The following is a 24,331-nucleotide window of genomic DNA, read 5'->3' as shown; positions in this document are numbered from 1 at the left end:
GCTCCCCTCTGGTTTAACCGATTCTCAATTACTGCGAGGTGCCGTCCACTTTCGTGTTTACGTCATCGCCGCTACCAGTTTCAACCTTTTTATTGGTATCCGGGCATTTACCGTCTTTACACATCGAGTTCTTATGAATCTCGTCACTCGTCATACCTTCACCCGTCATACTGCTGTTACTGGTGGTGCCGTTTGGGTGAAGCATTGTGCCGCCATTGTTAATGTTGCCATTATCAACGCCTTTCGGCGCGAGGTTCTGATTCGCATCCGGCGCTACCTGTCCTGCTGATGCAGCGGCGTTCGCCTGGCCGTTATTGTCGCCACTGGTGTCTGCTGCCATAGCCAGACTACTCGCGACGGAAAGGGTTGCTGTCAGGAAAAGTGCGGTTAATTTTTTCATCTTAATGCTCCTGTTCTGGTCGTTATTGCTGGATAACTTCTTCCAACAGTGCACTTACTTATTCTGATTCTGGAGATTTGGTCGGTTAAACATGCCACTAACTAAACCCATGTCAGAATACAATTTTGATAAATGCTTACTTTTTAGTGTTAACAATTAAAAATTGTAGTGGCAAACGGGAGTTTTGCCATTTTTTGACGCCTTTTAGGCCGTTTCCAGGAATATTCTGCCTGAAGTGTAAAAGCCCGTTTACACTTCAGGCTTGAAGCGATAGATTGAAGGGATTGCAACTAGGTTAAAACTCAAGGCCATTCCCGGAAATATCATGAATTATCAGAACGACGACTTACGCATTAAAGAAATCAACGAACTTTTACCGCCAGTAGCGCTGCTCGAGAAATTCCCCGCCACTGAAAAAGCCGCTGCCACCGTCTCTGGCGCGCGCAAAGCGATTCATAAAATTCTGAAAGGAAATGACGATCGTCTGCTGGTTGTCATTGGGCCTTGCTCCATTCACGATGTTAAAGCGGCGAAAGAGTACGGCGCGCGCTTGCTAACACTGCGTGAAGAGTTGCAAGGTGAGCTGGAAATTGTGATGCGTGTTTATTTTGAAAAACCGCGTACCACAGTTGGCTGGAAAGGGCTGATTAACGACCCGCATATGGACAGCAGCTACCAAATCAACGATGGCCTGCGTATTGCCCGTAAGCTGTTGTTAGATATCAACGACTCAGGTTTGCCTGCGGCAGGTGAGTTCTTAGATATGATCACCCCGCAATATCTGGCGGATCTGATGAGCTGGGGTGCCATTGGTGCACGTACTACAGAATCTCAGGTGCACCGTGAACTGGCGTCTGGCCTGTCATGCCCGGTCGGTTTCAAAAATGGTACTGACGGCACAATGAAAGTGGCGATTGATGCGATCAACGCCGCGGGTGCGCCGCACTGCTTCTTGTCTGTGACCAAGTGGGGCCATTCAGCCATCGTAAACACTAGCGGGAATGGTGATTGTCATATCATCCTGCGTGGTGGCAAAGAGCCAAACTACAGCGCCGCTCATGTTGCTCAGGTGAAAACCGATCTGGAAAAAGCGGGCCTGCCTGCTCAAGTGATGATCGACTTTAGCCATGCGAACAGCAGCAAGCAGTTTAAGAAGCAAATGGAAGTGTGCACAGATGTTTGCCAGCAAATTACGAGTGGCGATGCCGCGATTACCGGTGTGATGATTGAAAGTCACCTTGTAGAGGGCAACCAGAACCTGGAAGGTGGCGAGCCGCTGGTTTATGGCAAGAGCGTCACTGATGCGTGTATCGGTTGGGAAGATACTGAAACTGTACTGCGCCAACTGGCAGATGCCGTTAAAACACGCCGCGGTTAAGTTTTACGCGACACAAATAAAAAAGGCGTGGTGAAAACCACGCCTTTTTCACATCTAACGAATTACTTCGCTTTACCCTGGTTTGCTACCGCAGCGGCTTTTGCTGCGATTTCATCAGCATTGCCCAGATAGTAACGCTTCAGCGGTTTGAAGTTCTCGTCAAACTCATACACCAACGGCACACCTGTTGGGATATTCAGCTCAAGAATTTCGTCTTCGCTCAGGTTGTCGAGGAATTTCACCAGTGCACGCAGAGAGTTACCGTGAGCGGCAACAATCACGCGCTCGCCGCTTTTCATGCGTGGCAGAATGGTTTCATTCCAGTAAGGGATAACGCGATCGATAGTCAGCGCCAGGCTTTCTGTTACTGGCAGCTCTTTATCGGTCAGGCTTGCATAACGTGGGTCATGGCCTGGGAAACGTTCGTCATCACGCGTCAGTTCTGGAGGCGTGATAGCAAAGCCACGGCGCCATTGCTTAACTTGCTCATCACCGTATTTTTCTGCGGTTTCAGCTTTGTTCAGACCCTGAAGTGCACCGTAGTGGCGCTCATTCAGCTTCCAGGATTTCTCAACCGGCAACCAGGCCTGGTCCAGTTCATCGAGGATATTCCACAGTGTATGGATGGCACGTTTCAGCACTGAGGTGTAAGCAAAATCGAAGGAGTAGCCTTCATCTTTCAGCAATTTACCTGCAGCTTTTGCTTCAGTTTGACCTTTCTCAGACAGATCAACGTCATACCAACCGGTGAAGCGGTTTTCGTTGTTCCACTGGCTTTCACCGTGACGAACCAGAACCAGCTTAGTAACAGCCATAGTTTACTCCTTAATAAGTCTGCGATTAATGATAACGATTATCATTATATTGCCGCAAAGGGGCCAGCGGCAATGCCAAACGTTTAACATAGCGAAAAAGAGTGTGGAGTGTAAGGTGGATGTGAATGGTTGTTATATTTTTGTCGCTAAATGGCGCGAAATCCAGCGATTCGAAGAAGAATTGCCCTCCGGATGGAGGGCCGGGAAATTTAGAGCGGGGTGAATTCGTATTCTGTAATGCTCAGGTACTCATCTTCAGGCTGTAACCAGCAATCGGGTTGTGGCCATTCCGGGTGATTTGGACTGTCTGGCAGGAACTCACTTTCCAGCGCCAGGCCTTGATAAGCGCTGTAAGTACCTTGTTCCCTTGCAGCCGTCCCCTCCAGATAATTGCCGCTATAAAACTGCAGGGCAGGGGCCGTCGTGTAGACCGTCATTTGCAGCTTGTTATCGCTCGACCAGACATGTGCCGCTGGTTGGCTGGCATCACCTTGTGTCTGCAACAAGAAGGCGTGGTCGTAGCCTTTCACCAGTACCTGGTCGTTATCGCGCAGGAAATCAGCCGCGATCGTTTTTGGTGTGCGGAAATCAAAGCCGGTGTTCGCAACATCGGCAAGCCCGGCTTGGGGAATTCCATCGCTGTCGACAGGCAAATAGCTATCTGCCAGCAATTGCAGGCGATGCTGGCGAATATCGTTTTGTTGACCATCAAGATTGAAATAGGCGTGGTTGGTCAAGTTCACCGGACACGGCTTACTGGTTTTGGCACGGAACTCAACGGTAATGCAGTTATCTTCGGTTAATGCATAACGTGCCGTTGCCCGCAATTCGCCAGGGAAGCCTTGATCGCCATCCTGAGAATCAAGGGTATAAAGCACTTCGTTTTCGTTCTGACGCACAATACGCCAGCGACGTTTGTCGAAGCCATCTGGCCCGCCATGCAACTGATGCGCACCCTGGTTTGCCGTTACTTTTACGGTGACACCATCGCGTTCAAACTGGCTGTTTGCAATCCGGTTAGCGTAACGGCCAACTGTTGCACCCAGATAAGCGGCCTGATTCAGATAGTCTTCCGGCGTTTCACAGCCAAGCAGCGTTTCACGCACCGTTCCATCTTTCATCGGCACACGGCATGACAGCAGCGTAGCGCCCCAGTCCATCACGGTGACCACAATCCCCGCACTATTGCGCAGGGTGGAGATGCGGAAGGGTTGCCCGTCAGGCGCGAGCTGTGGTGTCTCTTTTAGCATTGGCCTGCGCCCTCCGAAGGTTTGCATACATAGAAGGTTTCTTTGATACCGGTTTTAGCTTCGTACTGTTTCTCGACCGCCTGCTGAACGGCTGGAACCAACCCCTCCGGAATCAATGCCACGATACAGCCGCCGAAGCCGCCGCCGGTCATACGCACGCCGCCTTTGTCACCGATAGTAGCTTTGACGATTTCAACTAAGGTGTCGATTTGCGGCACGGTGATTTCGAAATCGTCGCGCATTGATGCATGAGATTCAGCCATCAGTTCTCCCATACGCTGCAAATCGCCTTTGGCCAGCGCATCTGCGGCTTCAACGGTGCGGATGTTTTCAGTCAGCACGTGGCGAACACGTTTTGCGACAATCGGGTCAAGTTCATGAGCCACTGTGTTAAAGCGGGATAATTCAACATCGCGCAGCGCTTTCTGAGTGAAGAAACGCGCACCTGTTTCGCATTGCTCGCGACGAGTATTGTATTCACTGCCAACCAGAGTGCGTTTGAAGTTACTGTTGATGATGACCACGGCCACGCCTTTTGGCATTGAAACGGCTTTGGTGCCGAGCGTGCGGCAGTCGATCAGCAACGCATGATCTTTTTTGCCTAATGCCGAAATCAGCTGATCCATAATGCCGCAGTTACAGCCGACAAACTGGTTCTCTGCTTCCTGGCCATTCAGGGCAATTTGCGAGCCATCAAGTGCCAGGTGATATAACTTCTGGAACACGGTGCCCACCGCCACTTCCAGCGATGCCGATGAACTCAGGCCTGCACCTTGTGGCACGTTACCGCTAATCACTAAATCTGCGCCGCCGAAGTTTTTATCGCGCTTTTGCAGATGTTTAACCACACCGCGAACATAGTTGGACCACTGCTGGGTGTCGTGGCTCATGATGGGTTTATCGAGCGAAAACTCATCTGTCTGGTTATCGTAATCGGCTGCGATAACACGCACCATGCGGTCATCACGCTTCGCGCAACTGATAACCGTCTGGTAGTCGATAGCGCACGGCAGAACAAAGCCATCATTGTAATCAGTGTGCTCGCCAATCAGGTTAACCCGGCCCGGAGCCTGGATTGTGTGGGTCGCCGGATAACCAAATTGTTCGGCAAAGATGTGTTGGGTTTTATCTTTCAGACTCATTTTTTATTCTCCGGATTGGCGAAAGTGAATATCGGATACGGCACGCAAGCGTTCTGCGGCTTGCTCTGCGGTTAAATCACGTTGCGTTTCAGCCAGCATTTCATAGCCGACCATGAATTTACGCACTGTTGCGCTACGCAGCAGTGGCGGATAGAAATGGGCGTGTAACTGCCAGTGACCATTTTCCTCACCGTTAAACGGTGCACCGTGCCAACCCATGGAATATGGGAATGAGCACTGGAAAAGGTTGTCGTAACGGCTGGTCAGTTTTTTCAATGCCAGCGCCAAATCACTGCTCTGTTCGGCGCTAAGATCGGTAATACGCAGAATATGTGTTTTTGGCAGCAGCAGCGTTTCGAACGGCCATGCAGCCCAGTAAGGCACTACGGCAATCCAGTGTTCGGTTTCTACCACTGTACGGCTGCCGTCTTTAAGCTCGCGCTGTGCGTAATCGACCAGCATCGGCGAGCCTGTTTCGGCAAAGTATTCGCGCTGCAGAACATCTTCACGCGCCACTTCGTTTGGCAGGAAGCTATTTGCCCAAACCTGGCCGTGTGGATGCGGGTTGGAGCAGCCCATTGCTGCGCCTTTATTTTCAAAAACCTGCACCCACGGGTAAGTTTTACCCAAATCCGCAGTCTGTTCTTGCCAGGTTTTAACCACTTCTTCTAACGCCGCGACAGAAAGTTGCGGCAGCGTTTTACTGTGGTCGGGTGAAAAACAGATAACCCGGCTGGTGCCGCGTGCGCTTTCACAACGAAGAAGCGGATCGCTGCTTTCAGGCGCATCGGGGGTATCCGTCATTAGCGCGGCAAAATCGTTCGTAAAAACAAACGTGCCGGTATATTGCGGATTTTTATCGCCAGTGACGCGCGTATTGCCAGGACACAAGAAGCAATCCGGGTCGTGCGCCGGTAATGTTTCCTGTGCTGGTGTTTCCTGTGCTCCTTGCCACGGGCGCTTAGCCCGATGCGGAGAAACCAGAATCCATTGTCCTGTCAGTGGGTTAAAACGGCGATGTGGATGATCCACCGGGTTAAACTGCTCCATCACATTTCCTTAGTCTGGATAACCTTGAGGGTGGCGAGACTGCCAGCGCCAGGTATCATCTGCCATTTCTTGCAGAGTCCGGCTGACACGCCAGTTAAGTTCCTGGTCGGCTTTGCTTGCATCAGCCCAATAAGCAGGGAGATCGCCATCACGACGCGGGGCGAAGTGATAATTGACCGGCTTACCGCATGCGGAACTGAAGGCGTTAATCACGTCCAGTACGCTGCTACCAATGCCTGCACCGAGGTTATAGATATGCACGCCTGGCTTGCCTTGCAGCGTTTGCATTGCGGCAACGTGGCCATCGGCGAGATCCATCACGTGAATGTAGTCACGCACACCCGTTCCGTCTTCGGTCGGGTAATCATTACCAAAAACTGCCAGTGAATCACGGCGGCCCACAGCAACCTGCGCGATATAAGGCATCAGGTTGTTGGGAATGCCTTGCGGGTCTTCGCCCATATCGCCTGACGGATGTGCGCCAACCGGGTTGAAATAACGCAGCAGCGCCACGCTCCAGTTCGGCTGGGCTTTTTGCAAGTCAGCCAGAATCTGTTCAACCATTAACTTACTGCGGCCATATGGGCTTGCAGGCGTGCCGGTTGGGAAGCTTTCAACGTATGGAATTTGCGGCTGGTCGCCATAAACTGTAGCGGAAGAACTGAAGATGAAATTGGTGACATTCGCGGCGCGCATAGCGGAGATTAAGCGCAAAGTGCCGGTAACATTGTTGTCGTAATATTCCAGCGGTTTGCTAACGGATTCACCAACGGCTTTCAGCCCGGCAAAATGGATAACCGCATCAACCTGGTGATCGTGGAAAATTTCAGCCAGTAGCGCTTCGTCACGAATATCGCCATCAATGAACAGCGGGTGTTTGCCCCCAAGGCGCTCAATGACTGGCAATACACTACGCTTACTGTTGCATAGGTTATCCAGGATGACGACGTCATGACCATTCTGTAGTAATTGCACACAGGTATGACTGCCAATGTAACCGCTACCACCCGTTACCAATACTCTCATTTTTTGCTCCGTTACGCGTCTGGTATGTAATAAACATAGCATACCAGAGATGTCAAAAGTGTGACATGGGCTAAATTAGTGGAATCGCTTACACTAATGTTTCAATAGCTATTATCATTCAAAAAAATGATTATAAAACAAATGAGTGTGATGACGGTGCTGCAGGTTATCCGAAAGTTGCGCCTGTCTTAAATAGCAGGCGCATGTCGTATGCTGACGTGCTAAAGAGCTGGGGATAAATCGTCAAACTGGTAGCGATAAGCCTCGCCATCTGCCACAAAACTCAGCCGTCTGGTGATACATTCTGGCGCGTCTTCGGCATGGTGAGAGACAAACAGTAATTGCGTTTCGCCTTCACCAATCAAAATATCAATGAAACGACGCACTAGCTGACGGTTTAATGGATCGAGCCCTTGTAGTGGTTCATCCAGAATCAATATCGTTGGGTGTTTAACCAACGCGCGGGCAATCAACGCGAGACGCTGCTGGCCCCATGACAGACTATGGAATGGCGCATCAGCGATAGCGTTATCCATGCCGAGCATGTTCAACCATTCGCGGGCAAGTTTATGTTGGCGGTCCGAAACAGCCTGATAAATACCAATCGAATCAAAATACCCGGACAAGATAACGTTTCGCACAGTCGTGCTGACCCGGTAATCAAGATGCAAATTACTGCTGACGTAACCGATATGCTTCTTGATATCCCAGATGGTTTCACCGCTGCCGCGACGGCGGCCAAATAGCGTCAGATCGTTACTGTACCCTTGAGGATGATCGCCAGTCACCAGACTTAATAATGTCGATTTTCCTGCGCCGTTCGGGCCCACGATTTGCCAGTGTTCACCTGGGCTTACCGTCCAGGAGAGTTTATGAAGAATAGGGCGGTCATTATATTCCACCACGCCATCACGCAGAATAATGCGCGGTTCATCCGCAGGCAAAGTGTGGCGAGCGCTGGGATCGTCGGCTTCCGGCAGCGCAACGCCCGCCAGTTTTTCGCTGTGGGCAAGTTGTGCGATTAACGCCTGTTCGAGCAGCTTGTGCTTTTCGCCGACTTCAATCAACGCACAATCTGCCAGTACGCCAGCATGCTGTACAAAATCAGGAATTTCATCAAAGCGGTTAAGCACCAGCACCAGGGTATAACCCTGAATGCTCAGCGCGCCCAATAAACCGGCCAGTTGTTCACGAGATGCCACATCCAGTCCGTCAAATGGCTCATCAAGAATAAGCAAATCAGGTTTTGGCATCAGCGCCTGGCACAGCAGGGTTTTGCGCGTTTCACCAGTCGAAAGATATTTAAAACGGCGTGTGAGTAACGGTGTGATACCGAAAAGGTCTGCCAACTGCTGGCTGCGGACTTCATCTTTGATTTCATCCTGAATGATTTCCGCCGTTGTGCGGCCAGTATCGTCTTCATCAGGGCTCAATAAGTCAGTGTTATTGCGCTGCCATTCATCGCTGACTAATTTTTGCAGTTGTTCAAAAGAGAGGTGAGCAATGCGTGGAAACGTGCACTGGCGCTCGCCTTTTTGTAGCGCCAGCGTACCGGCCAGTGCACGGGCAAGGGCCGATTTCCCGCTACCATTCGCCCCCACAAACGCCCAGCTTTCACCGGCGTTAATGGTTAAATCATTGAGAGTCAGAACTTTGGTGTCGCTAAGGTGAAAAGTACCTTGCGAAATGTGTAACACAGACATGAATCATCACCATCTTTTGCCGTCATTAAACTCAGATTTACGGATTGCCTGTGTTGTTGTCAATTCGCCTGGCCGTTTTAGCACAGAGTGGCGACAATCACGCGATCGGCATTAAAAAATGCTATGACTTCAGCACCTTCTACCAGTTTCTGGATTTCTACCACGTTATTCGGAACGGTCGCACACAGTGTTTGCCCGTCAGGCAATTGCACCAGCACTTCGCTTTGCTCGGCGCCTTGCTGAATATTACTGATAGTGCCGGTGAGTTGGTTGTCTGCGCCACTGGCTCGTTTTGCATCGGTGGTGATTTCTACCCACGGTGCTTTAATCAGCACCAGGACTTCTTTGCCTGCGCTTAAACCCAGGCGCTCGGCGCTCTGGCGTGTAATCGCCGCCTGCAAACGCGTTGAGCCGTCAGCCAGTAGAATATCAACGTGCTGTTGGACTTGTTCGCCATCCCGATGTAATACCGTACCGAAAAGCTGATTACGGGCGCTGGTTTGCAATGAAAAACGTGAAATGGCAGCGAGCAGGCTATCGAGTGGCAACGCGTCATCACGCAGAACATCAAAGGCTTTTTGTTGGATTTGTGCCAGCAATTCATACAGCTGAATCAGGCGTTCGCCATAGCGTGTAAGCACTGCGCCGCCGCCGCCTTTGCCGCCAGTTGCCCGTTCAACTAATGTCTCATCACTTAACTGATTCATCTCATTGATGGCATCCCAGGCGCTTTTATAGCTGATGCCTGCAAGTTTCGCGCCCTGGCTAATTGATCCGGTATGTTGTATTTGTTTAAGTAGCGCGATACGACGTGGATCGGCGAACAGCCGCTGTTGGAGTTTCAGCGTGAGTAAAATTTCAGCCTGCATAACCGCTCCGCAATAATGAAAACGCCATTTTCCTCTATTGCGACGGGATGGGCAAATGGCACAAAAGGAGAGTGCGTTTTTCTGTCAGGTCGTTAGAATAACAACTCTCACTTTTGTTGGAGGCATCCATGTTAGAGTTATTAAAAAGCTTGGTGTTTGCCGTGATCATGGTGCCAATCGTTATGGCAGTGATTCTCGGTCTTATCTATGGATTGGGTGAAGTCTTTAACGTCTTCTCAAAAGTCGGTCACAACGACCAACCGAAACAAAACCATTGATTCCCTAAGATTTCCCGAACGCCCGCTAATGCGGGCGTTTGCTTTTTTATCTTCCCTTCATAAATTCAGCAACGGCAGCGCCGCAGGTATCTGCGACAACAGGTAAAGCACCAGCCCGATGGAGCCACCCACCAACGTGCCGTTAATACGAATAAACTGCAAATCCTTGCCGATATTCAGCTCGATTTGCCGCGACATATCCTGCGCATCCCAGCTTTTTACCGTGTCACTGATATGGCGGGTTAAAAACGTGGCAAATTCCGGCGCCATTTTCTGCACTGCTTGCTCCAGATGCTCATTCAGAGAGGTGCGCAGCGCGCTATCGGCAACCAGCGTTTCCCCGAGCCACTGCCCGGCTTCTGCAATACGTTGTTTCAGGCGCGAATCTTCAGAATTGACATCCACTTTCAGCCATTGCCGTAAATCCCCCCACAGTTCACCCAAATAGCGGTTGAACGCCTCATCTTCCTTCAAATAGCTTTTAATGCTGTCTGCTTTTTCTGCCATTTGCGGGGAGTGCTTAAGATCCTCGATGAGCTTTAATGTAGCGCGATCAAACGCCTGTCGGATCTGGTGGCCCTGGTCATGGCTGACATCATCAAGGAACGAATTGACCGCATTGGAAACCAGCTGGGCGCTATGTTCCCCTAGCCATTCTGTCGGCAGAATGCTGGCTTTACGTGGGTGCTCCGTTTCCAGCCAGCGCACAATCTGGTGGGCAATAAACGCCCGCGTACTGTCACGCTTAATCAGCGTGAGCATTTGAGCAATCACGGAATCGAGCAATTCCTGGTGGCGGTTATTTTTGGTCAGGCTTTCCAGCAATAGGGCGCTTGAATGCGTTAAATCGACTTTATCAATCGCTTTGTGTACCGCCTGGCGGATCAACCGCTGAATACGCGTATCGTCTGTCAGATCCAAAAATGCGCTCATCACTTGCAACAGATGCTGGCCAACGCGCTGGGCGTTATCGGGCTTGCTGAACCACTGGCCAATCATATGTGCCGGTTCGTGGCGGCGAATCAGCGCTATGAGTGATTGAGTATCAAGAAACTTCTCCTGCACAAAGATGCCAAGGTTTTCACCAATGCGGTCTTTGTTACGCGGAATAATCGCCGTATGGCGGGAAATAAAAGGAATGGGTACGCGATGAAACAACGCGGTAACGGCAAACCAGTCAGCGAGCGCACCGACCATAGCGGCTTCGGCAATTGCTTTTATGCCGCTAACCCAGAAGTTGGGTGGCAAAAAGAGGGTGATCACAAAAGTGACAGCTGCAATCAGCAGCAAGGAAAGCGCAAGGCGCTTGGCTCGTTTCAGTTCAGTCATTTTCTCCATCAGCTAAGCATAGAACGACGAGGACTGAAGCGGTAGGGCAAATTTACGTTGAGATGAATCCTGTGTTGGCGTGTGCTACTTCCGGCCAGCTAAATTTTTCGCGTCTTTTAATTTGTGTTTTCCCTGGAGGAGTGCCCCTGAGCCCGTAGACAAATCTGGTCAATATTTTTATTAATACCACCTTGTCAAAATGTAATATATTTCTCCGGCAGCAAAACTATCGATAATCTTTTATCGGGGCACAGGAAAAGGTTGCCACCACGCTTGTTTACTCGCGGGGTGGCTAATGGTTATTGATACCGGTCAGTCAATAAAAGGGGATCGTTATCTAATACCAGTGTGTCGCGGACATCCCAGCCCCTGAGTTTGCCTGGGTTGAGTAAACCTTTGGGATCAAGACACTTTTTGACAGACACTACCTCAGGTTTAATCTCCCCCTGTTTGCCATCTTCAATCTGATAGACGTGAGGGTTATTTATTTTTACATCATTATTACGAAAGGTATCCATTATTTCGTTCAATCTTTCTTCGGTGGAATAACGGACTAACTGTAAACCGCTGGTGGTTATATTTCCGTCATTGTCCCGCAGGAATTCAATATGCGAAATAACCTCGTCGCCAAATAAATCGGCCATATCGATAATCTGCTGACGATAATTCGTATAATTAAACGCCGTCTGTAAATACGTCAAGGTGCTGTCAATTTTCAGCGCGTGAAGCGTAGTGTGATTCCAGCAATATTCCATCAGTGACGCATTGGCCTCGCATGCTTCTTCAGCGGACTGACGTACCGCGCTGTGTCCGCGATATTTTTCCAGCAGATGGGAACAAAAGCCTTCGCTTTCCTGCGCAATCACGCTGATTACCGCATGCTGACTGGCCTGATAATTCCCGTTCAGATGGCTGAAATATGACGGGATCGGTGCGGCGAAAAGTGCTAGCTGGCGTTTGACCAGGCCTGGCGAACGTGCAAAGGCGTCGGCATAATCCAGTGCATCGGTAAAATCGTCGAACACGTCCAGTCGTTCAATCCACTGATGAACCGGAGCCAGCGCCAGTTCGACTTCGAGCACAATGCCATTGCTACCGTAGGCATGATGCAACAGCAACGCCTGTGGGGCTGGAATATGCAGAATGCGCGGTTCGGCTTCCATGGTCATGACTTTGACGCTGAGCACATTGCCTGGCGCGCCGAGCGGACCGTAATTGATCGATCCGATGCCGCCAAAGCCGCCGCCGTAAAGGCCGCCCAGGCTGGCAAGCCGGTAAGTTGATGGCATGCAGCGCAGCTCCCAGCCTGACGGACGGGTCAGCATTTCGATCTCGGCCAGGCGGATCCCCGCCTGTGCACGCACCACGCCGCTAACCAGTTCGCAGATCTGATTGAATCCGGTCATATCCACCAGAATTCCGCCTTCCAGCGGCACCAACTGGCCATAGTTGCCGGTCGCCCCACCGCGAAGGATCAGCGGTAACTGATGCTGAACACAGGTCTTCACCAGTAATCTCAGTTCTTCCTCGCTGCGCGGCCGGACCACTGCATCGGCCTGTTTGTCTTCCAGCAGCCGTTTCAGCACCGGACTGAACCAGTGAAAATCGCGCGAAAGACGTTTGACTTTCGGTGCATGCAAAGTCCAGTCAAGCTCAGGGAGCGCCTGCTGTATCAGAGCAAGCGCATGTTTACGTTGTTCACTGTCCATATTTTTCCCGCCTGAAAATCAATGGGGTTAATGAGATTGTACGGCTTCGCTTTCATGCCAGGTGCTCAGGGCGCGCCGCGAAATCCACGACATCACGCCGAACAGCGCAATACCGGTGAGTGAAATTAACAGCAGGGCGGCAAACATCAGCGGGATATCCAACTGGTAACCTGCCTGCAGTATCTGGTAAGCCAGGCCGGTGTTAGTGCCACCCGTACCGGCAACAAACTCAGCGACCACAGCCCCAATCAGCGACAGGCCGCTGGAAATACGCAGTGCGCCAAAAAAATACGGCAGGGCAGAAGGAATACGTAAGCGAATGAGTATCTGCAGGCGGCTGGCTCGGTTTAGCTTGAAGTAACTCAGCAGGCCGGGCGACACACTGCGCAGCCCCTGTGTGGTATTGGAAATGATCGGGAACACCGCCATCAGCGTCGCACACACCACCAGCGACAGCGTGGTGTCTTTGACCCAGATGATAATCAGCGGCGCGATGGCGACAATCGGCGTCACTTGTAGAAACACGATGTAAGGGAACAGCGCGGTTTCAACAAAGCGGTTTTGCACCAGCACGAAAGCCACCGCCGCGCCGATAACAATCGACAGTAAAAACGAAATCAGAGTGATTTTCAGCGTAAACAGTAGCGACATCATCAGCGAGCCGAAGTTGGTCCACAGGCTTTGTAACATCACACCCGGTGACGGCACGAGAAACTGAGGGATTTTGAAATAGCTCACCCAGCCTTGCCATAGCAAAATCACCACCACGGCCACGATTGCCGGATACAGCACTTTGCGGAAGGTTTGGTTATTGATCCACGGAGAAGATTTTTGAGTTTGCATAACGTTACTCCATACCCGATTGACTGGCTTGCAGCAGGCTGTCCTGCAACTGTTTCGCATAACGTGAGAACGCCGGAGTGACACGGAAATCTTCGTTGCGCGGGAAAGGCTCGGTAATGGCGATATCCTCCACGACACGTCCCGGACGGGCGGCCATCATGATCACCCGTTGTGAGAGAAATACCGCTTCGTGGATCGAGTGGGTGACGAACACCACCGTCAGGCCCTGTTCCCGCCACAGACGTAGCAGATCGCTGTCGAGCTTGTTGCGGGTTATTTCATCGAGTGCGCCAAAGGGTTCATCCATCAGCAACAGTTTCGGACGGGTCACCAGACCGCGGGCAATCGAAACGCGCATCTGCATGCCGCCCGACAGTTCACGTGGCAGGACTTTGGCAAATTTGCTCAGCCCGACCAGTTCCAGTGCTTCACTGACGCGGGTATTGGCTTCGGCACGCGGCACGCCCGCAAGATCCAGCGGCAAACGCACGTTATTTTGCACATCGCTCCACGGCATCAGCGTGGCTTCCTGGAATACAAAAGACAGCGGAACCTGCGCTTTTTCACGGCTGTCGCGCCGCCATAGCAACAGTTTTCCATCGCTGGATTCTGTCAGCCCAGCGACCATTTTTAGCAACGTGCTTTTGCCACAGCCCGACGGACCAAGCAGGGTCACGAATTCTCCCTGATTAATGGTCAGATTGACCGGCAGCAGAGCGCGCGTGCCGTTGCTGTAAATTTTCTCTGCCGACAACACTTCGATGGCGGGCACGGGCGGGGGATTGGCTGAGCGGACATCGCTCATCACGGTCAGTTTGAGGGATGAATTCATGGCATTACCTTCGCGTCTTTGATCATGTCGAGGGTATAAGTCTGCTCAAACGGTACTTTGTCCGCATCGATCAGCTTGTTTTTCACCAGCATGTCCCAGGTCTTTTTCAGACGCGTTTCAGTGATGATACCGATACCGTTGATTTGCGCGTCGCCGCCAGTCACCAGCTCATACTTCTTCATCTGTGCGATACCGAAAGCGATCTGGTCAGCACCCATACGTGGGTTGGCCTGAGTGATAAGCTGGTTGCCCGCGGTCGGATCCTGCAAGTACTCCTTCCAGCCCTGCATTGAGGCCTTCACGAAAGCAGCCACTGCCGCCGGGCGTTTTTTAACGGTGTCAGCCATACAGATAATTGAGTTACCGTACGGCGGATAACCCCAGTCGCTGAGCATGTAGACGTAGAATGGTTTGCCGCCTTTTTCGATCGAGAAAGGCTCGGAGGTGACATAACCCTGTTGCACCAGATTATTGTCCGCCAGGAATGGCTGCACGCTGAAGGTGTAAGGGCGGATTTTGGCGCTCCCCAGCCCCAGTTCACTCTTCGCCCACGGCCAGAAAGAGGTATAAGCCTCGGTCGCCAGCAGGAAGGTTTTGTCTTTCAGCTCCTGACCTTTCTCCACTTTGTCATGGCTGATAAATACCGTCGGCGAATGCTGGAACACTGTCGCCACGGTCACCGCGTGCACGCCCGCCTGCCAGGTTTCCAGCGCCTGTCCGTTGTCGCCGAGCGTACAGTCAGCCTGTCCGGCGGCCATCAGTTGCATCACGTTGACCTGCGGGCCACCCATCTTGATGCTGACATCCATACCGGCGGTTTTGTACAACCCTTTGGCCTGCGCCTCGTAAAAACCACCATGCTCCGCCTGCGCGTACCAGTTGGTCAGAAAGGTAAATTTCTCTTCCGCCCTGCTGGAGGTGGAAACCCCGGCCAGCAGCACGGTCAGCAGGCTGTAAGTGAAGGGACGCTGTGTTTTCATCGTGAGAATTCCTTTATTCAGAGGCCAGAGAAGACGAAGGAGGAGTGAAGCTGGTTTGCACAAAGCCGTTCCAGTGGTGTTTTCCCCAGGTGGGCTCACTGCGGGCTTTCCATTGCATGTGATGGATTTCGATGATCGCCTGCGCCCAGCTCGCCGCAAGCGAATCAAGGATCGCGTGGCCCTGTTCAGCGGTCGCGCCGGTCGGGTCGCCGATCACGCCACTCGGGCCAAAATCATAGGAAGCCCAGGCGGCGGCAGGGCGGCCTGATGACAGCGTCGGACACGGGAATTCCGGCGGATAGTTGGCGACCGCGTGTTCGATGTGGACACATTCCGGCGCCAGCGCCAGCATCACCGCGGTTTCGCTGTGACCGGCGTGCATCGCCATTTTTTGCTCCAGCGGACTCAGGAACTGGTTTTCCACATTGGGCACACGAAATACATCGTGAGGGATCATGATCATATCGCCATGACGCAGGCGCATTTCTCGCGATGCCATTTGCAGTACCTGCGGCTGTCCACCGTGACCATTAATCATCAGCAGCTTGCGGAAACCAGCGCGGTAAAGCGATTCGGCAATTTCTAAAATGGTTTGAAGCAGCGTGTCGCCGGTTAAGGTCAGCGTGCCGGGGAAATTCAAATGTTCGTCAGATTTGCCGTAGGTGATCGGAGGAATGGCGTAGGCCGGAATATCTTCCGGCAGCCGCGCCAGCGCGTGACCCGCCACACCGGAGGATATCACGCTGTCCACCGAACACGGCAGATGCGGCCCGTGTTGCTCAATCGCACCGGTCGGCAGGACGATCACCGTATTGGCTTTATCAGGCAGGGCAGCAATGGCTGTCCAGCTCAGAAAAGGGAGAAAACGATTTGCAGGAATATAACCGTTAATCATGCTGTGCCTCGTGGTCTGACATTATTGGGTTGAGCGGGATTGCGGTAACCAGGCGGTGGCTTCGACTTCAATCAGCACCCCGGCATCTGGCAGCATTTCGCTGACCTGCACCACGGTGGAAACCGGCGGTTGTCCGGGATAAAAAAGTTTTCTGACTTGGCTGTAATACGGAAAATGATCGAGATTGCGAAAATACTGCACCAGCTTGATCACATCGCTCATTTGCCCGCCAGCGTCTTCAATCGTGTGGCGAATGCTTTCGAGCACATACCAGCTCTGGGCGAGGATCGGCCCCTGTTTGGCGTCGGTTGAGAACTCGCCGGTTTCGCCCAGCAGCAGGCGCGCGTCGGCGGGAATATCCTGAAAACCACGCACGATCGTCGCAGTCTGCGGGTTAACGGGAATAATGCCGGAGAGAAAAACGAAATCACCGGCACGCCGCCACGCGGCATATTTGGCAAGCGGTTTACCCGCTCCCGCTTCAAGACTCATGGGATAACTCCTGATTCCAGGTGCGTTTATGGGTCAGCCTGCCATGGTGGATAACCACACGGGCCGCGCTTTGTAAAGGCCAGGTCATGCTGTCGCTGCCCGGGAAGAGAACCAGACTGGCATCTGCACCGGGCGCGAGCGGCATGCCGCTGTGAGCATCACCGGTCAGTGCGGCGACATCGCAGATAAGCCGCGACTGCCGGTCAAAAACGTTATCAAGCTGAAGCGCAAACAGGGCGCAGCTCAGCGTATCCAGCGGGTCATAACTGCCTGCCGGACAAAAGGCATCCTGCACGTTATCGCAGCCGAGCAGCAGCGGAATGCCTGCCGCCTGTGCTTCTTTGAGCAGAGTGATGCCGCGCTGGCGGGGCGTACGACCGGTGACGGCGTCCTGCAACAGCAGGTTGGTCATCGGCAGTGCAATCAGCGTGACGCGCTGCGCCGACAGCAAACGCAGCACGTCCTGCGCCTGTTGTTCACTGCTGGAGGACAGGGCACAGCCGTGGCTGCAAAAGATATGACCGTTGAATTTATTGTGGGATAAATAGTGCGCAAGCCAGCTCAGGCCGTGTGCCAACGGAGAAAGTTCTTCGTCGATGTGCAGATCCAGACTCAACTGCCAGCGTGAAGCGCTTTGCATTAGGTGGGTCATCGCCGCCGGATCCCAGTTTGAGGAGTGGATAAATCCGCCCAGCAGGCAGTGTTTTCCGCTGTGTGCGACCGCGCGGGCGATGCGGTCAGCCGCGTCGGTATCGGCGAAAAAGCTCAGCGGTACCAGCGCCACCCGCTCAAGCGTAATCCCCGGTTGTTCCATGTCAGCCAGCTCAGACCAGGCCAGCGGCGGAACCACGTCGAACCAGTCAATGTGGGTACGCAACCGGGTTACGCCGTTAGCGGCCGCCCACGTCAATCCCTTGCGGGCACGCTGACGCAAATCATCCGCTGTCCAGTGCTGACGATCCTGATGCAGAGTTTCAATAGCCGCCAGCAGCCCGGGTTTGGACGGGCGGCTGCGGGCAATGGTGAAGGTTTTATCGAGATGCGCGTGGGGTTCAATCAGCCCCGGCAGAGCCAACGCGCCGTGTGTGTTCCAGAAATTATTTTGTTCTGGCTGATAAGGCGTCACGGATGTAATTTTGCCTGCGTCAAAATGCAGATCTGCCGTAACCGGTTCGCCTGCCTGCAAAGGCCATCCGGCGGGAAGCAGCCACGCGGGCAGACGAGCGTTGGCAATGCCGTTTAGCGGTGTGGTGGGATCGGGTAGGTTCATTATGTCGCTCCGCGTTGACATTACAGGTCGAGCACCAGAACGGGACTTTTGGAGCGCGAACAGCACAGCGTTATTTGCGTGTTCTCCGCTTTCTCTTCTTCTGTCAGCACGCAGTCGCGGTGATCGGGAATTCCGTCGATCACGTCGGTAATGCAGGAACCGCAAATACCTTGTTCACACGACAGCATAATATCGACTTTGGCGCTTAATAAGACTTCGGCAATGCTCTGTTTCGGACCAACTAAATAACGTTGTCCGGTGGAGTTAAGCTGGATATGAAATGCCTGATTATCTGCATTCTTATCAATATTCGCATTACTGAAGCGCTCGAAAGATAATTGATTTTCCTGCCAGTGATGGCTGCGCATAATGTGTTCAAGACGCTGAATAAATCCGTTCGGACCACAGGCCAGTACCCGCGTATTTTCATCCGGCTGACATAAACTCAGCGGCGTGTTATGGCGCAGGGAATCGTTTGCGCTGCTGTCATGTATAAAGACATTTTTCGCTAAGACAGGCGTAGTTAAGCGCGGCAGAAACGCGATGTGCTCACTGTCTGAAACCGAGTAATGCAGTTCAAACTCAATCTGTTGCTTTGCAATGTGTTCCGCCATTGCCAGCAGCGGCGTGATGCCAATACCGCCGGCAAATAAAAGATATTTACCTGCGTCGGGCAAAGGAAAATGATTGCGCGGCGCCGAAATGGTCAGGCTGTTGCTGGGGCGGAAATGATGATGAATAAAATGTGAACCGCCGGTTGAGTTTTCCGCGAGTTTCACGCAGATTTCGTAATATTCTCCGTTGTCGTTTTCACCGCAAAGAGAATATTGCCGCGGGCCGAGTTCCGGAATAAAAACGTCAATGTGTGCGCCGGGTAAATAAGCCGGTAATACCCCCCCTTGCTGTGCGACAAGCTGCACTGAAATATTTCCAGTACCATTGGGATTTATCGATTTTATCGTGACTGGAATTAATCCGGCATCTTTCATCATTATTTACCGTATTTATTTAGATGAGTCATTTATAAAAAGGGGATCCTCTCATTCGCCGCATAACCCGCTGTCTTAACGCACATTCCCTTGCAGAGCCGGCCCGATATGCTGTGAAACGATTGTTCCCGTTGCAATGAAAGCTACGTTATTGTTATAAAACTGTTGCGTCCAGCGCTTTGATTCGCACATCCCGTTGCATAAAAGAGAGCACTCCCTATGTTCGCATTCTCCCGATTTCTGCTGTACTTCACCGAGGTTGCCCGCCAGGGATCGTTCCGTAAGGCCTCCGAAACCCTGCATGTCGCAGCTTCGTCGATTGACCGGCAGATACTGCGGGTCGAAAAAGAATTGGCGATGCCGTTGTTTGAGCGGCATCCCACCGGGTTGCGCCTGACGGCGGCCGGTGAGCTGTTGCTGCATGCCGCCAATAATTGGAAAAAGGATTTCTCGCGTGTCTGCGAACAGCTCGATGATCTGCGCGGGTTGCGGCGCGGGCACGTGCGGATTGCCACCATCGACGCCATCAACCGGCAATTTTTTTCCTCTATGCTCAAAAAAGTGCATCTCGATTATCCGAACATCTCATTCACGCTGACGACCATGAATAACGTGGATATTCAACAGGCGCTGATGTCGGGCGATGCCGACTTCGGACTGATGCTCAATCCGCAAAGTTCCAGAGAATTACAGGTACGCGCCTTTGCTGAAATTGAACTGGGTGTTGTGGTGCCGGAAGGGCATCCGCTTAGCGGCAGAAACGGCGTGCGTTTTAATCAGTGCATGGAATATCCATTTATCCTGCCCGCCGCACCGCTGATGCTGGCCGAGCCGTTTCAGGCGCTGATGAATATCAACGGCGACATGATCCACGAAGTCGCGGTATCAAATAACATCCATATGATCCGCTCGCTGATTAAAGAGAAAATGGGCATCGGTATTCTGTGCTGGCTCGATATCATGGATGAGGTGGAAAGCGGCGAGCTGCAGTTTATTCCGCTGACCGATCCGCAGTTAAAGACTTTCACGCTTTCCCTGTGCGTTGCCCCTACAAGGCAGCTTTCTCTCGCCGCCTCGATGATGCTCAAACAGCTGGAGATGTTATTCAGTCAGATTCAAACCAGGGGCATGACCAACCCTGATATGCACTAAGATAGTGCTTCATGCTCTATAGTGAATCAAAAGTTGCAGAACATAGCAGCTTGATTCCCCTGCAAAGCCCATAGGAATCGGATCAGCGAAGTTGGCATCCTTTTTGTATAGCTAAACGTGAGTATAAGCGGTCAGTGCAGGCAACTGCGCGGGACATTGCTCAGCAACCATTTGTTGGTTCATTTTGAGCCGGTAAGGGGGGCTGAGCAGCGCTTGCTCGTCCTCCTTCCAGCGATGATTAGGAGAGGAGCAATGAAGTCAATATCCCGCATTCCCCTGTCTTGCTGCGTGCTGAGCACGCTGATTCTTGGATCATTTTCTGTCTCAGCGCATGCCGAAGAGAAAATCGCGTTACTCACGTCCTGGTACGCCCAGGCAGAGCAGGGTGGTTATTATCAGGCGCTGGCCACAGGTATTTACAAACGTTACGGGCTGGATGTCAGCATTCAGTCCGGCGGCCCACAGATCAACGGCATGCAGTTGCTGTTATCAAAACGCGCCGACGTGATCATCGGTTATGACCTGCAGCTGCTCGAGTCGGTGCAGCGCGGTTTCCAGGCTAAAGCCATTGCCGCTCCCTTCCAGTTCGATCCACAGGGGCTGCTGACGCATGCCTCCGTTACGTCCCTCGACGGCTTGAAAGACAAAACCATTCTGGTCTCCAGCTCCGGCCAATCGACCTGGTGGCCATGGCTCAAGGCGCGTTATCAGCTCAGTGATTCTCAGGTTCGCCCGTATACCTTCAACATCCAGCCTTTTGTCGCCGATGATAATGTGGCCCAGCAGGCGTATGTCAGCTCGGAAGTTTTTCAGGCGCAAAAGGCAGGTGTGAAATCCAATTTCTTCCTCTTCTCGGAGCACGGGTATCCGCCTTACGGCGGGATCCTGATCACCCGTCCTGACCTTATCAATACTCGTAAAGAGGCTATGGCGAAGTTTGTGCGGGCATCCATGGAAGGCTGGGTGAGTTATCTGCAAAATCCGGCACCGGGTAACGCGCTGATTAAAAAGGATAACCCGAAGATGACTGATGATCTGCTGGCCTGGGGCGTTCAGCAAATCAATGAACATCACCTGATTGATGGCGGCGATGCAACGACGCAGGGCTGGGGCACCATGACTGAAGCACGCTGGCAGAAAACCCGTGATTTCATGGTGAACGCCAAACTGCTGAATGCGGATACCGACTGGAAGCAGGCTTATACCACTGAATTTACTGAGCACATGCAGGTTAAACCTTGAGGAGCGCTGTGATGTCATCTGACTCTTTATTGATTAAAAATGCGCACGCGATCATGACCGGCCTGCCGGGGGATGCGGCGCGTCATGCCGGGCCGGATATTCGCGTCCGTAACGGCGTGATCGAAGCGATGGGCTCCCTGACGGCATTGCCCGACGAGCGGCTGATTGATGCCCGCGACTGCGTGGTCTATCCGGCCTGGGTTAATACGCACCATCATCTGTTTCAATCATTGCTCAAAGGCGAACCGCAGGGGCTGAACAAAAGTCTGACGGCGTGGTTAAGTGCCACGCCGTATCGCTTTCGCGCCACGTTTGACGAATCCACCTTTCGCCTCGCGGTGCGCATCGGACTGATCGAGTTGCTACGTTCCGGCTGCGCCACCGTGGCCGACCACAACTATCTCTACTGGCCGGATATGCCGTTCGATGCCTCAGACATTCTGTTCAGTGAAGGGGAGGCGCTGGGAATGCGCATTGTCTTGTGCCGCGGCGGTGCGACGCAGGGGCGGGTGATTGAGAAAGATTTGCCGCAGGCACTGCGTCCGGAGAACTTCGACCACTATATGGCGGATATGGAACGGCTGGTGCGGCGCTATCACGATCCGAAACCGACGTCGCTGCGCCGCGTGGTAATGGCACCGACGACGCTGTTGCATTCAGCACCTGGCGCACAACTGCGCGAAATGGCGAAACTGGCGCGCAGTTTAGGTATCCGGCTGCACAGTCATCTGTCGGAAACGGTGGATTATCTCGATGCGGCGCGCGCTAAATTCGACATGACGCCGGTACAGTTTTGCGCCGAACACGACTGGCTGGGCGACGACGTGTGGTTTGCGCATCTGGTCAAGCTGCTGCCACAGGAGATTGCGATACTGGGGCAGACGCGAACCGGCATTGCGCATTGTCCGCAAAGTAACGGACGTCTGGGCAGCGGCATTGCCGACCTGCTGGCGCTGGAAAAGGCGGGCGTTCCGGTTTCGCTGGGCGTTGACGGCGCGGCATCGAATGAGGCCGCTGATATGCAGAGTGAGGCACATGCCGCGTGGCTTTTACAGCGCGCCAGAAAAGGCATGCTGGCGAAGCCGCGCTATGACGGGGGCTCTTTCGAAGGCGGCGGTGACGCGGCATCTATCGAAGACGTGGTGCGCTGGGGCAGCGCGGGCGGCGCGCAGATCCTCGGCCTGCAACAGAGCGGTACCGTGCAGGTGGGCATGCTCGCTGATATTGCGATTTACCGGCTTGACGATCCGCGCTATTTCGGCCTGCATGACATGGCTATCGGCCCGGTGGCGTGTGGTGGTCGTGCTGCGTTGAAGGCGCTGATGATCAACGGCCGCGTTATCGTTGAGAACGATGTCATCCCCGGCCTGGATCTGGACGCAATGCGCCATGACGCGATGTCTGCCGTCCGTACCATGCAACAGCGCGCTGCGCGCTAACCCAATTGATTAAGAAGGATAAGAATAATGACGCAATCACCTCAAACACAGTCTGCTCAAACAGCAGGTTATGCATTACAGGAACTGGAAAAAGAAGCGGGAATGGGCGCGATGGGCGAAGAGACGTTTGCCCGTGAAGTCCGTTGCATAGACCTGTCAGATTTCGAAAATCGTAAAAGTGAGATTGCCGACGAACTCTGGCGTGCAGCTGTCGAAATCGGCTTCTTTCAGGTCAGCCATCACGGTATCGCGCTGAGCGATATCCGTCAGGCATTCAGCATGACGGAAGATTTCTTCTCGCTGCCCGACGAGGTAAAAGCGCAGTATCCGCTGGCGCGTAACGCTGGCTGGGAGAATAAATCGCAGGTGCGGCCGTCAACCAAAACGCCGGATCAGAAAGAGTCCTATCAGATCACCCGCCCGCTGATGGCACCGCTGTGGCCGGGCGAAGAGGAACTGCCGGCGTTTAAAGACACTATGCTGAGTTTTGAATCGCAATGCTGGCAACTGGGCATGAAATTGCTTTCCTGTTTTGCTATGAAACTGGGCTTCCCGGAACACTTTTTCGAGCAGGCACATAATCCGGATCAGCAAACCTACCAGAGCACGCTGCGTATGCTGCACTACTATGCCACCGAACAGTCGGAGCAGGGCATGTGGCGCGCCGGTGCGCATACGGATTTCGACTGCCTGACGCTGCTTTTCCAGCGTCCTGGTCAGGGCGGATTGCAGGTTTGTCCGGGCAAAGACCTCGAAAGCCAGCGATGGACCAGCATTGAGCCGCGCGAAGAGGTGATCACCTGCAACATCGGCGACATGCTGATGCGCTGGAGCGACGACCAGTTGCCATCAAACTTCCATCGTGTCAGAAGCCCGTTGCCCGGTGAATATCAGGGGGCGCGCTACAGCCTGGCGTTTTTCTGTCAGGCCAATAAAGACGTCGAAATTCTGGGCCCGCAGGCGAAGTATCCGGCCATCAGTGCCGAAGATTATTTGCAGCAGCGCATTCAGGCGAACTTTGCGAAAGTTTAATCACTCCACCCAAATTGCAGACATTAAAAAAGCAGCCATAAAAGGCTGCTTTCTAAAGGATTTTGGTCGGCACGGAGAGATTTGAACTCTCGACCCTCGCCACCCCATGACGATGCGCTACCAGGCTGCGCTACGTGCCGACGCATAAAAAATAATACTACTTATCTGGCGGTCGTTTGCAAGATGGGTTCTTGCTAACTGCATCATAAATATACA

The 24,331-nt window shown here is 52.8% G+C and carries 23 protein-coding genes and 1 tRNA gene; 6 read left to right on the top strand and 18 right to left on the bottom strand.

Annotated elements, in window-relative coordinates; genetic code table 11:
- Positions 1-28: 28 nt before the first annotated feature.
- On the bottom strand, positions 29-406 hold the full coding sequence (locus M975_RS12345; RefSeq protein ID WP_064560074.1) for a YbgS-like family protein: 378 nt from the start codon (positions 404-406) through the stop codon (positions 29-31).
- Positions 407-725: 319 nt separating this feature from the next.
- Between M975_RS12345 and aroG the strand changes: the two genes are divergently transcribed.
- Positions 726-1,778 (top strand): 3-deoxy-7-phosphoheptulonate synthase AroG, encoded by a 1,053-nt coding sequence (gene aroG, locus M975_RS12340; protein ID WP_064559823.1) that lies wholly within the window; start codon positions 726-728, stop codon positions 1,776-1,778.
- A gap of 62 nt (positions 1,779-1,840) precedes the next feature.
- Here the strand turns inward: aroG and gpmA are convergent, their stop codons facing one another.
- From gpmA to modE, 7 genes are all read right to left on the bottom strand, one after another.
- A complete protein-coding gene (gene gpmA / locus M975_RS12335) occupies positions 1,841-2,593 on the bottom strand; it encodes a 2,3-diphosphoglycerate-dependent phosphoglycerate mutase (protein WP_064559820.1) in 753 nt (250 codons plus the stop codon).
- A gap of 209 nt (positions 2,594-2,802) precedes the next feature.
- Entirely contained in the window at positions 2,803-3,843 is a 1,041-nt protein-coding gene (galM, locus tag M975_RS12330; protein WP_064559817.1) for a galactose-1-epimerase, read from the bottom strand.
- The gene (gene galK, locus M975_RS12325) at positions 3,837-4,985 is read right to left on the bottom strand and encodes a galactokinase (RefSeq protein WP_064559813.1); all 1,149 of its coding nucleotides are present in this window, start codon (positions 4,983-4,985) and stop codon (positions 3,837-3,839) included. The genes galM and galK overlap by 7 nt, the downstream gene beginning before the upstream one ends.
- A 3-nt stretch (positions 4,986-4,988) precedes the next feature.
- Positions 4,989-6,035: a galactose-1-phosphate uridylyltransferase gene (galT, locus tag M975_RS12320; protein WP_064559810.1), complete on the bottom strand. Its 1,047-nt coding sequence runs from the start codon at positions 6,033-6,035 to the stop codon at positions 4,989-4,991.
- 9 nt (positions 6,036-6,044) lie between these two features.
- Positions 6,045-7,061 (bottom strand): UDP-glucose 4-epimerase GalE, encoded by a 1,017-nt coding sequence (gene galE, locus M975_RS12315; protein WP_064559807.1) that lies wholly within the window; start codon positions 7,059-7,061, stop codon positions 6,045-6,047.
- A gap of 221 nt (positions 7,062-7,282) precedes the next feature.
- Positions 7,283-8,764: a molybdate ABC transporter ATP-binding protein ModF gene (gene modF / locus M975_RS12310; RefSeq protein ID WP_064559804.1), complete on the bottom strand. Its 1,482-nt coding sequence runs from the start codon at positions 8,762-8,764 to the stop codon at positions 7,283-7,285.
- A 77-nt stretch (positions 8,765-8,841) separates the two neighbouring features.
- Positions 8,842-9,633, bottom strand: coding sequence for a molybdenum-dependent transcriptional regulator (modE, locus tag M975_RS12305; RefSeq protein WP_064559801.1), 792 nt, complete (start codon positions 9,631-9,633; stop codon positions 8,842-8,844).
- Positions 9,634-9,761: 128 nt separating this feature from the next.
- On the opposite strand from modE, the gene M975_RS12300 reads away from it, so the two are divergent.
- Entirely contained in the window at positions 9,762-9,911 is a 150-nt protein-coding gene (locus M975_RS12300) for an AcrZ family multidrug efflux pump-associated protein (protein ID WP_064559799.1), read from the top strand.
- 57 nt (positions 9,912-9,968) lie between these two features.
- Here the strand turns inward: M975_RS12300 and M975_RS12295 are convergent, their stop codons facing one another.
- From M975_RS12295 to M975_RS12255, 9 genes are all read right to left on the bottom strand, one after another.
- Positions 9,969-11,249 (bottom strand): DUF445 domain-containing protein, encoded by a 1,281-nt coding sequence (locus tag M975_RS12295; RefSeq protein ID WP_064559796.1) that lies wholly within the window; start codon positions 11,247-11,249, stop codon positions 9,969-9,971.
- A 290-nt stretch (positions 11,250-11,539) separates the two neighbouring features.
- Positions 11,540-12,949: an FAD-binding oxidoreductase gene (locus M975_RS12290; RefSeq protein ID WP_064559792.1), complete on the bottom strand. Its 1,410-nt coding sequence runs from the start codon at positions 12,947-12,949 to the stop codon at positions 11,540-11,542.
- A 27-nt stretch (positions 12,950-12,976) separates the two neighbouring features.
- Entirely contained in the window at positions 12,977-13,792 is an 816-nt protein-coding gene (locus M975_RS12285) for an ABC transporter permease (RefSeq protein ID WP_064559789.1), read from the bottom strand.
- 4 nt (positions 13,793-13,796) lie between these two features.
- A complete protein-coding gene (locus tag M975_RS12280) occupies positions 13,797-14,624 on the bottom strand; it encodes an ABC transporter ATP-binding protein (protein ID WP_064559786.1) in 828 nt (275 codons plus the stop codon).
- Positions 14,621-15,604: an ABC transporter substrate-binding protein gene (locus M975_RS12275; RefSeq protein WP_064559783.1), complete on the bottom strand. Its 984-nt coding sequence runs from the start codon at positions 15,602-15,604 to the stop codon at positions 14,621-14,623. Before M975_RS12275 ends, M975_RS12280 begins: the two co-directional genes overlap by 4 nt.
- 13 nt (positions 15,605-15,617) lie before the next feature.
- Positions 15,618-16,499 carry a creatininase family protein gene (locus M975_RS12270; protein WP_064559780.1) on the bottom strand — a complete coding sequence of 294 codons (882 nt, stop codon included), beginning with the start codon at positions 16,497-16,499 and terminating at the stop codon, positions 15,618-15,620.
- Positions 16,500-16,520: 21 nt separating this feature from the next.
- Positions 16,521-16,991, bottom strand: a complete 471-nt coding sequence (locus M975_RS12265; protein ID WP_064559777.1) for a RidA family protein — start codon at positions 16,989-16,991, stop codon at positions 16,521-16,523.
- Positions 16,981-18,261: an amidohydrolase family protein gene (locus tag M975_RS12260; protein WP_064559774.1), complete on the bottom strand. Its 1,281-nt coding sequence runs from the start codon at positions 18,259-18,261 to the stop codon at positions 16,981-16,983. Before M975_RS12260 ends, M975_RS12265 begins: the two co-directional genes overlap by 11 nt.
- Positions 18,262-18,281: 20 nt before the next feature.
- Positions 18,282-19,256 carry a PDR/VanB family oxidoreductase gene (locus M975_RS12255; RefSeq protein ID WP_064559771.1) on the bottom strand — a complete coding sequence of 325 codons (975 nt, stop codon included), beginning with the start codon at positions 19,254-19,256 and terminating at the stop codon, positions 18,282-18,284.
- 213 nt (positions 19,257-19,469) lie between these two features.
- On the opposite strand from M975_RS12255, the gene M975_RS12250 reads away from it, so the two are divergent.
- From M975_RS12250 to M975_RS12235, 4 genes are all read left to right on the top strand, one after another.
- A complete protein-coding gene (locus tag M975_RS12250) occupies positions 19,470-20,402 on the top strand; it encodes a LysR family transcriptional regulator (protein WP_064559768.1) in 933 nt (310 codons plus the stop codon).
- 252 nt (positions 20,403-20,654) lie between these two features.
- On the top strand, positions 20,655-21,644 hold the full coding sequence (locus M975_RS12245) for an ABC transporter substrate-binding protein (RefSeq protein WP_064559765.1): 990 nt from the start codon (positions 20,655-20,657) through the stop codon (positions 21,642-21,644).
- Positions 21,645-21,655: 11 nt separating this feature from the next.
- Entirely contained in the window at positions 21,656-23,083 is a 1,428-nt protein-coding gene (locus M975_RS12240; RefSeq protein ID WP_064559762.1) for an amidohydrolase family protein, read from the top strand.
- A gap of 27 nt (positions 23,084-23,110) precedes the next feature.
- On the top strand, positions 23,111-24,115 hold the full coding sequence (locus M975_RS12235) for an isopenicillin N synthase family dioxygenase (RefSeq protein WP_064559760.1): 1,005 nt from the start codon (positions 23,111-23,113) through the stop codon (positions 24,113-24,115).
- 63 nt (positions 24,116-24,178) lie between these two features.
- Here M975_RS12235 and M975_RS12230 read toward each other — a convergent pair.
- Positions 24,179-24,255 (bottom strand) — tRNA-Pro (locus M975_RS12230).
- Positions 24,256-24,331: the final 76 nt, after the last annotated feature.

The sequence above is a fragment of the Buttiauxella brennerae ATCC 51605 genome (genome assembly GCF_001654925.1).
Classification (GTDB): domain Bacteria; phylum Pseudomonadota; class Gammaproteobacteria; order Enterobacterales; family Enterobacteriaceae; genus Buttiauxella; species Buttiauxella brennerae.
The sequence above is the reverse complement of the archived record's forward strand: the minus strand, read 5'-3'. Positions and strand labels throughout refer to the sequence as shown.

Coding starts and splice junctions, on each gene's coding strand:
- galT (WP_064559810.1), bottom strand. CDS start 6,035: ATGGAGCAGTTTAACCCGGTGGATCATCCACATCGCCGTTTTAACCCA.
- M975_RS12250 (WP_064559768.1), top strand. CDS start 19,470: ATGTTCGCATTCTCCCGATTTCTGCTGTACTTCACCGAGGTTGCCCGC.
- M975_RS12235 (WP_064559760.1), top strand. CDS start 23,111: ATGACGCAATCACCTCAAACACAGTCTGCTCAAACAGCAGGTTATGCA.
- aroG (WP_064559823.1), top strand. CDS start 726: ATGAATTATCAGAACGACGACTTACGCATTAAAGAAATCAACGAACTT.
- M975_RS12275 (WP_064559783.1), bottom strand. CDS start 15,604: ATGAAAACACAGCGTCCCTTCACTTACAGCCTGCTGACCGTGCTGCTG.
- modF (WP_064559804.1), bottom strand. CDS start 8,764: ATGTCTGTGTTACACATTTCGCAAGGTACTTTTCACCTTAGCGACACC.
- M975_RS12240 (WP_064559762.1), top strand. CDS start 21,656: ATGTCATCTGACTCTTTATTGATTAAAAATGCGCACGCGATCATGACC.
- galE (WP_064559807.1), bottom strand. CDS start 7,061: ATGAGAGTATTGGTAACGGGTGGTAGCGGTTACATTGGCAGTCATACC.
- M975_RS12290 (WP_064559792.1), bottom strand. CDS start 12,949: ATGGACAGTGAACAACGTAAACATGCGCTTGCTCTGATACAGCAGGCG.
- galM (WP_064559817.1), bottom strand. CDS start 3,843: ATGCTAAAAGAGACACCACAGCTCGCGCCTGACGGGCAACCCTTCCGC.
- gpmA (WP_064559820.1), bottom strand. CDS start 2,593: ATGGCTGTTACTAAGCTGGTTCTGGTTCGTCACGGTGAAAGCCAGTGG.
- galK (WP_064559813.1), bottom strand. CDS start 4,985: ATGAGTCTGAAAGATAAAACCCAACACATCTTTGCCGAACAATTTGGT.
- modE (WP_064559801.1), bottom strand. CDS start 9,633: ATGCAGGCTGAAATTTTACTCACGCTGAAACTCCAACAGCGGCTGTTC.
- M975_RS12270 (WP_064559780.1), bottom strand. CDS start 16,499: ATGATTAACGGTTATATTCCTGCAAATCGTTTTCTCCCTTTTCTGAGC.
- M975_RS12260 (WP_064559774.1), bottom strand. CDS start 18,261: ATGAACCTACCCGATCCCACCACACCGCTAAACGGCATTGCCAACGCT.
- M975_RS12265 (WP_064559777.1), bottom strand. CDS start 16,991: ATGAGTCTTGAAGCGGGAGCGGGTAAACCGCTTGCCAAATATGCCGCG.
- M975_RS12280 (WP_064559786.1), bottom strand. CDS start 14,624: ATGAATTCATCCCTCAAACTGACCGTGATGAGCGATGTCCGCTCAGCC.
- M975_RS12295 (WP_064559796.1), bottom strand. CDS start 11,249: ATGGAGAAAATGACTGAACTGAAACGAGCCAAGCGCCTTGCGCTTTCC.
- M975_RS12245 (WP_064559765.1), top strand. CDS start 20,655: ATGAAGTCAATATCCCGCATTCCCCTGTCTTGCTGCGTGCTGAGCACG.
- M975_RS12300 (WP_064559799.1), top strand. CDS start 9,762: ATGTTAGAGTTATTAAAAAGCTTGGTGTTTGCCGTGATCATGGTGCCA.
- M975_RS12285 (WP_064559789.1), bottom strand. CDS start 13,792: ATGCAAACTCAAAAATCTTCTCCGTGGATCAATAACCAAACCTTCCGC.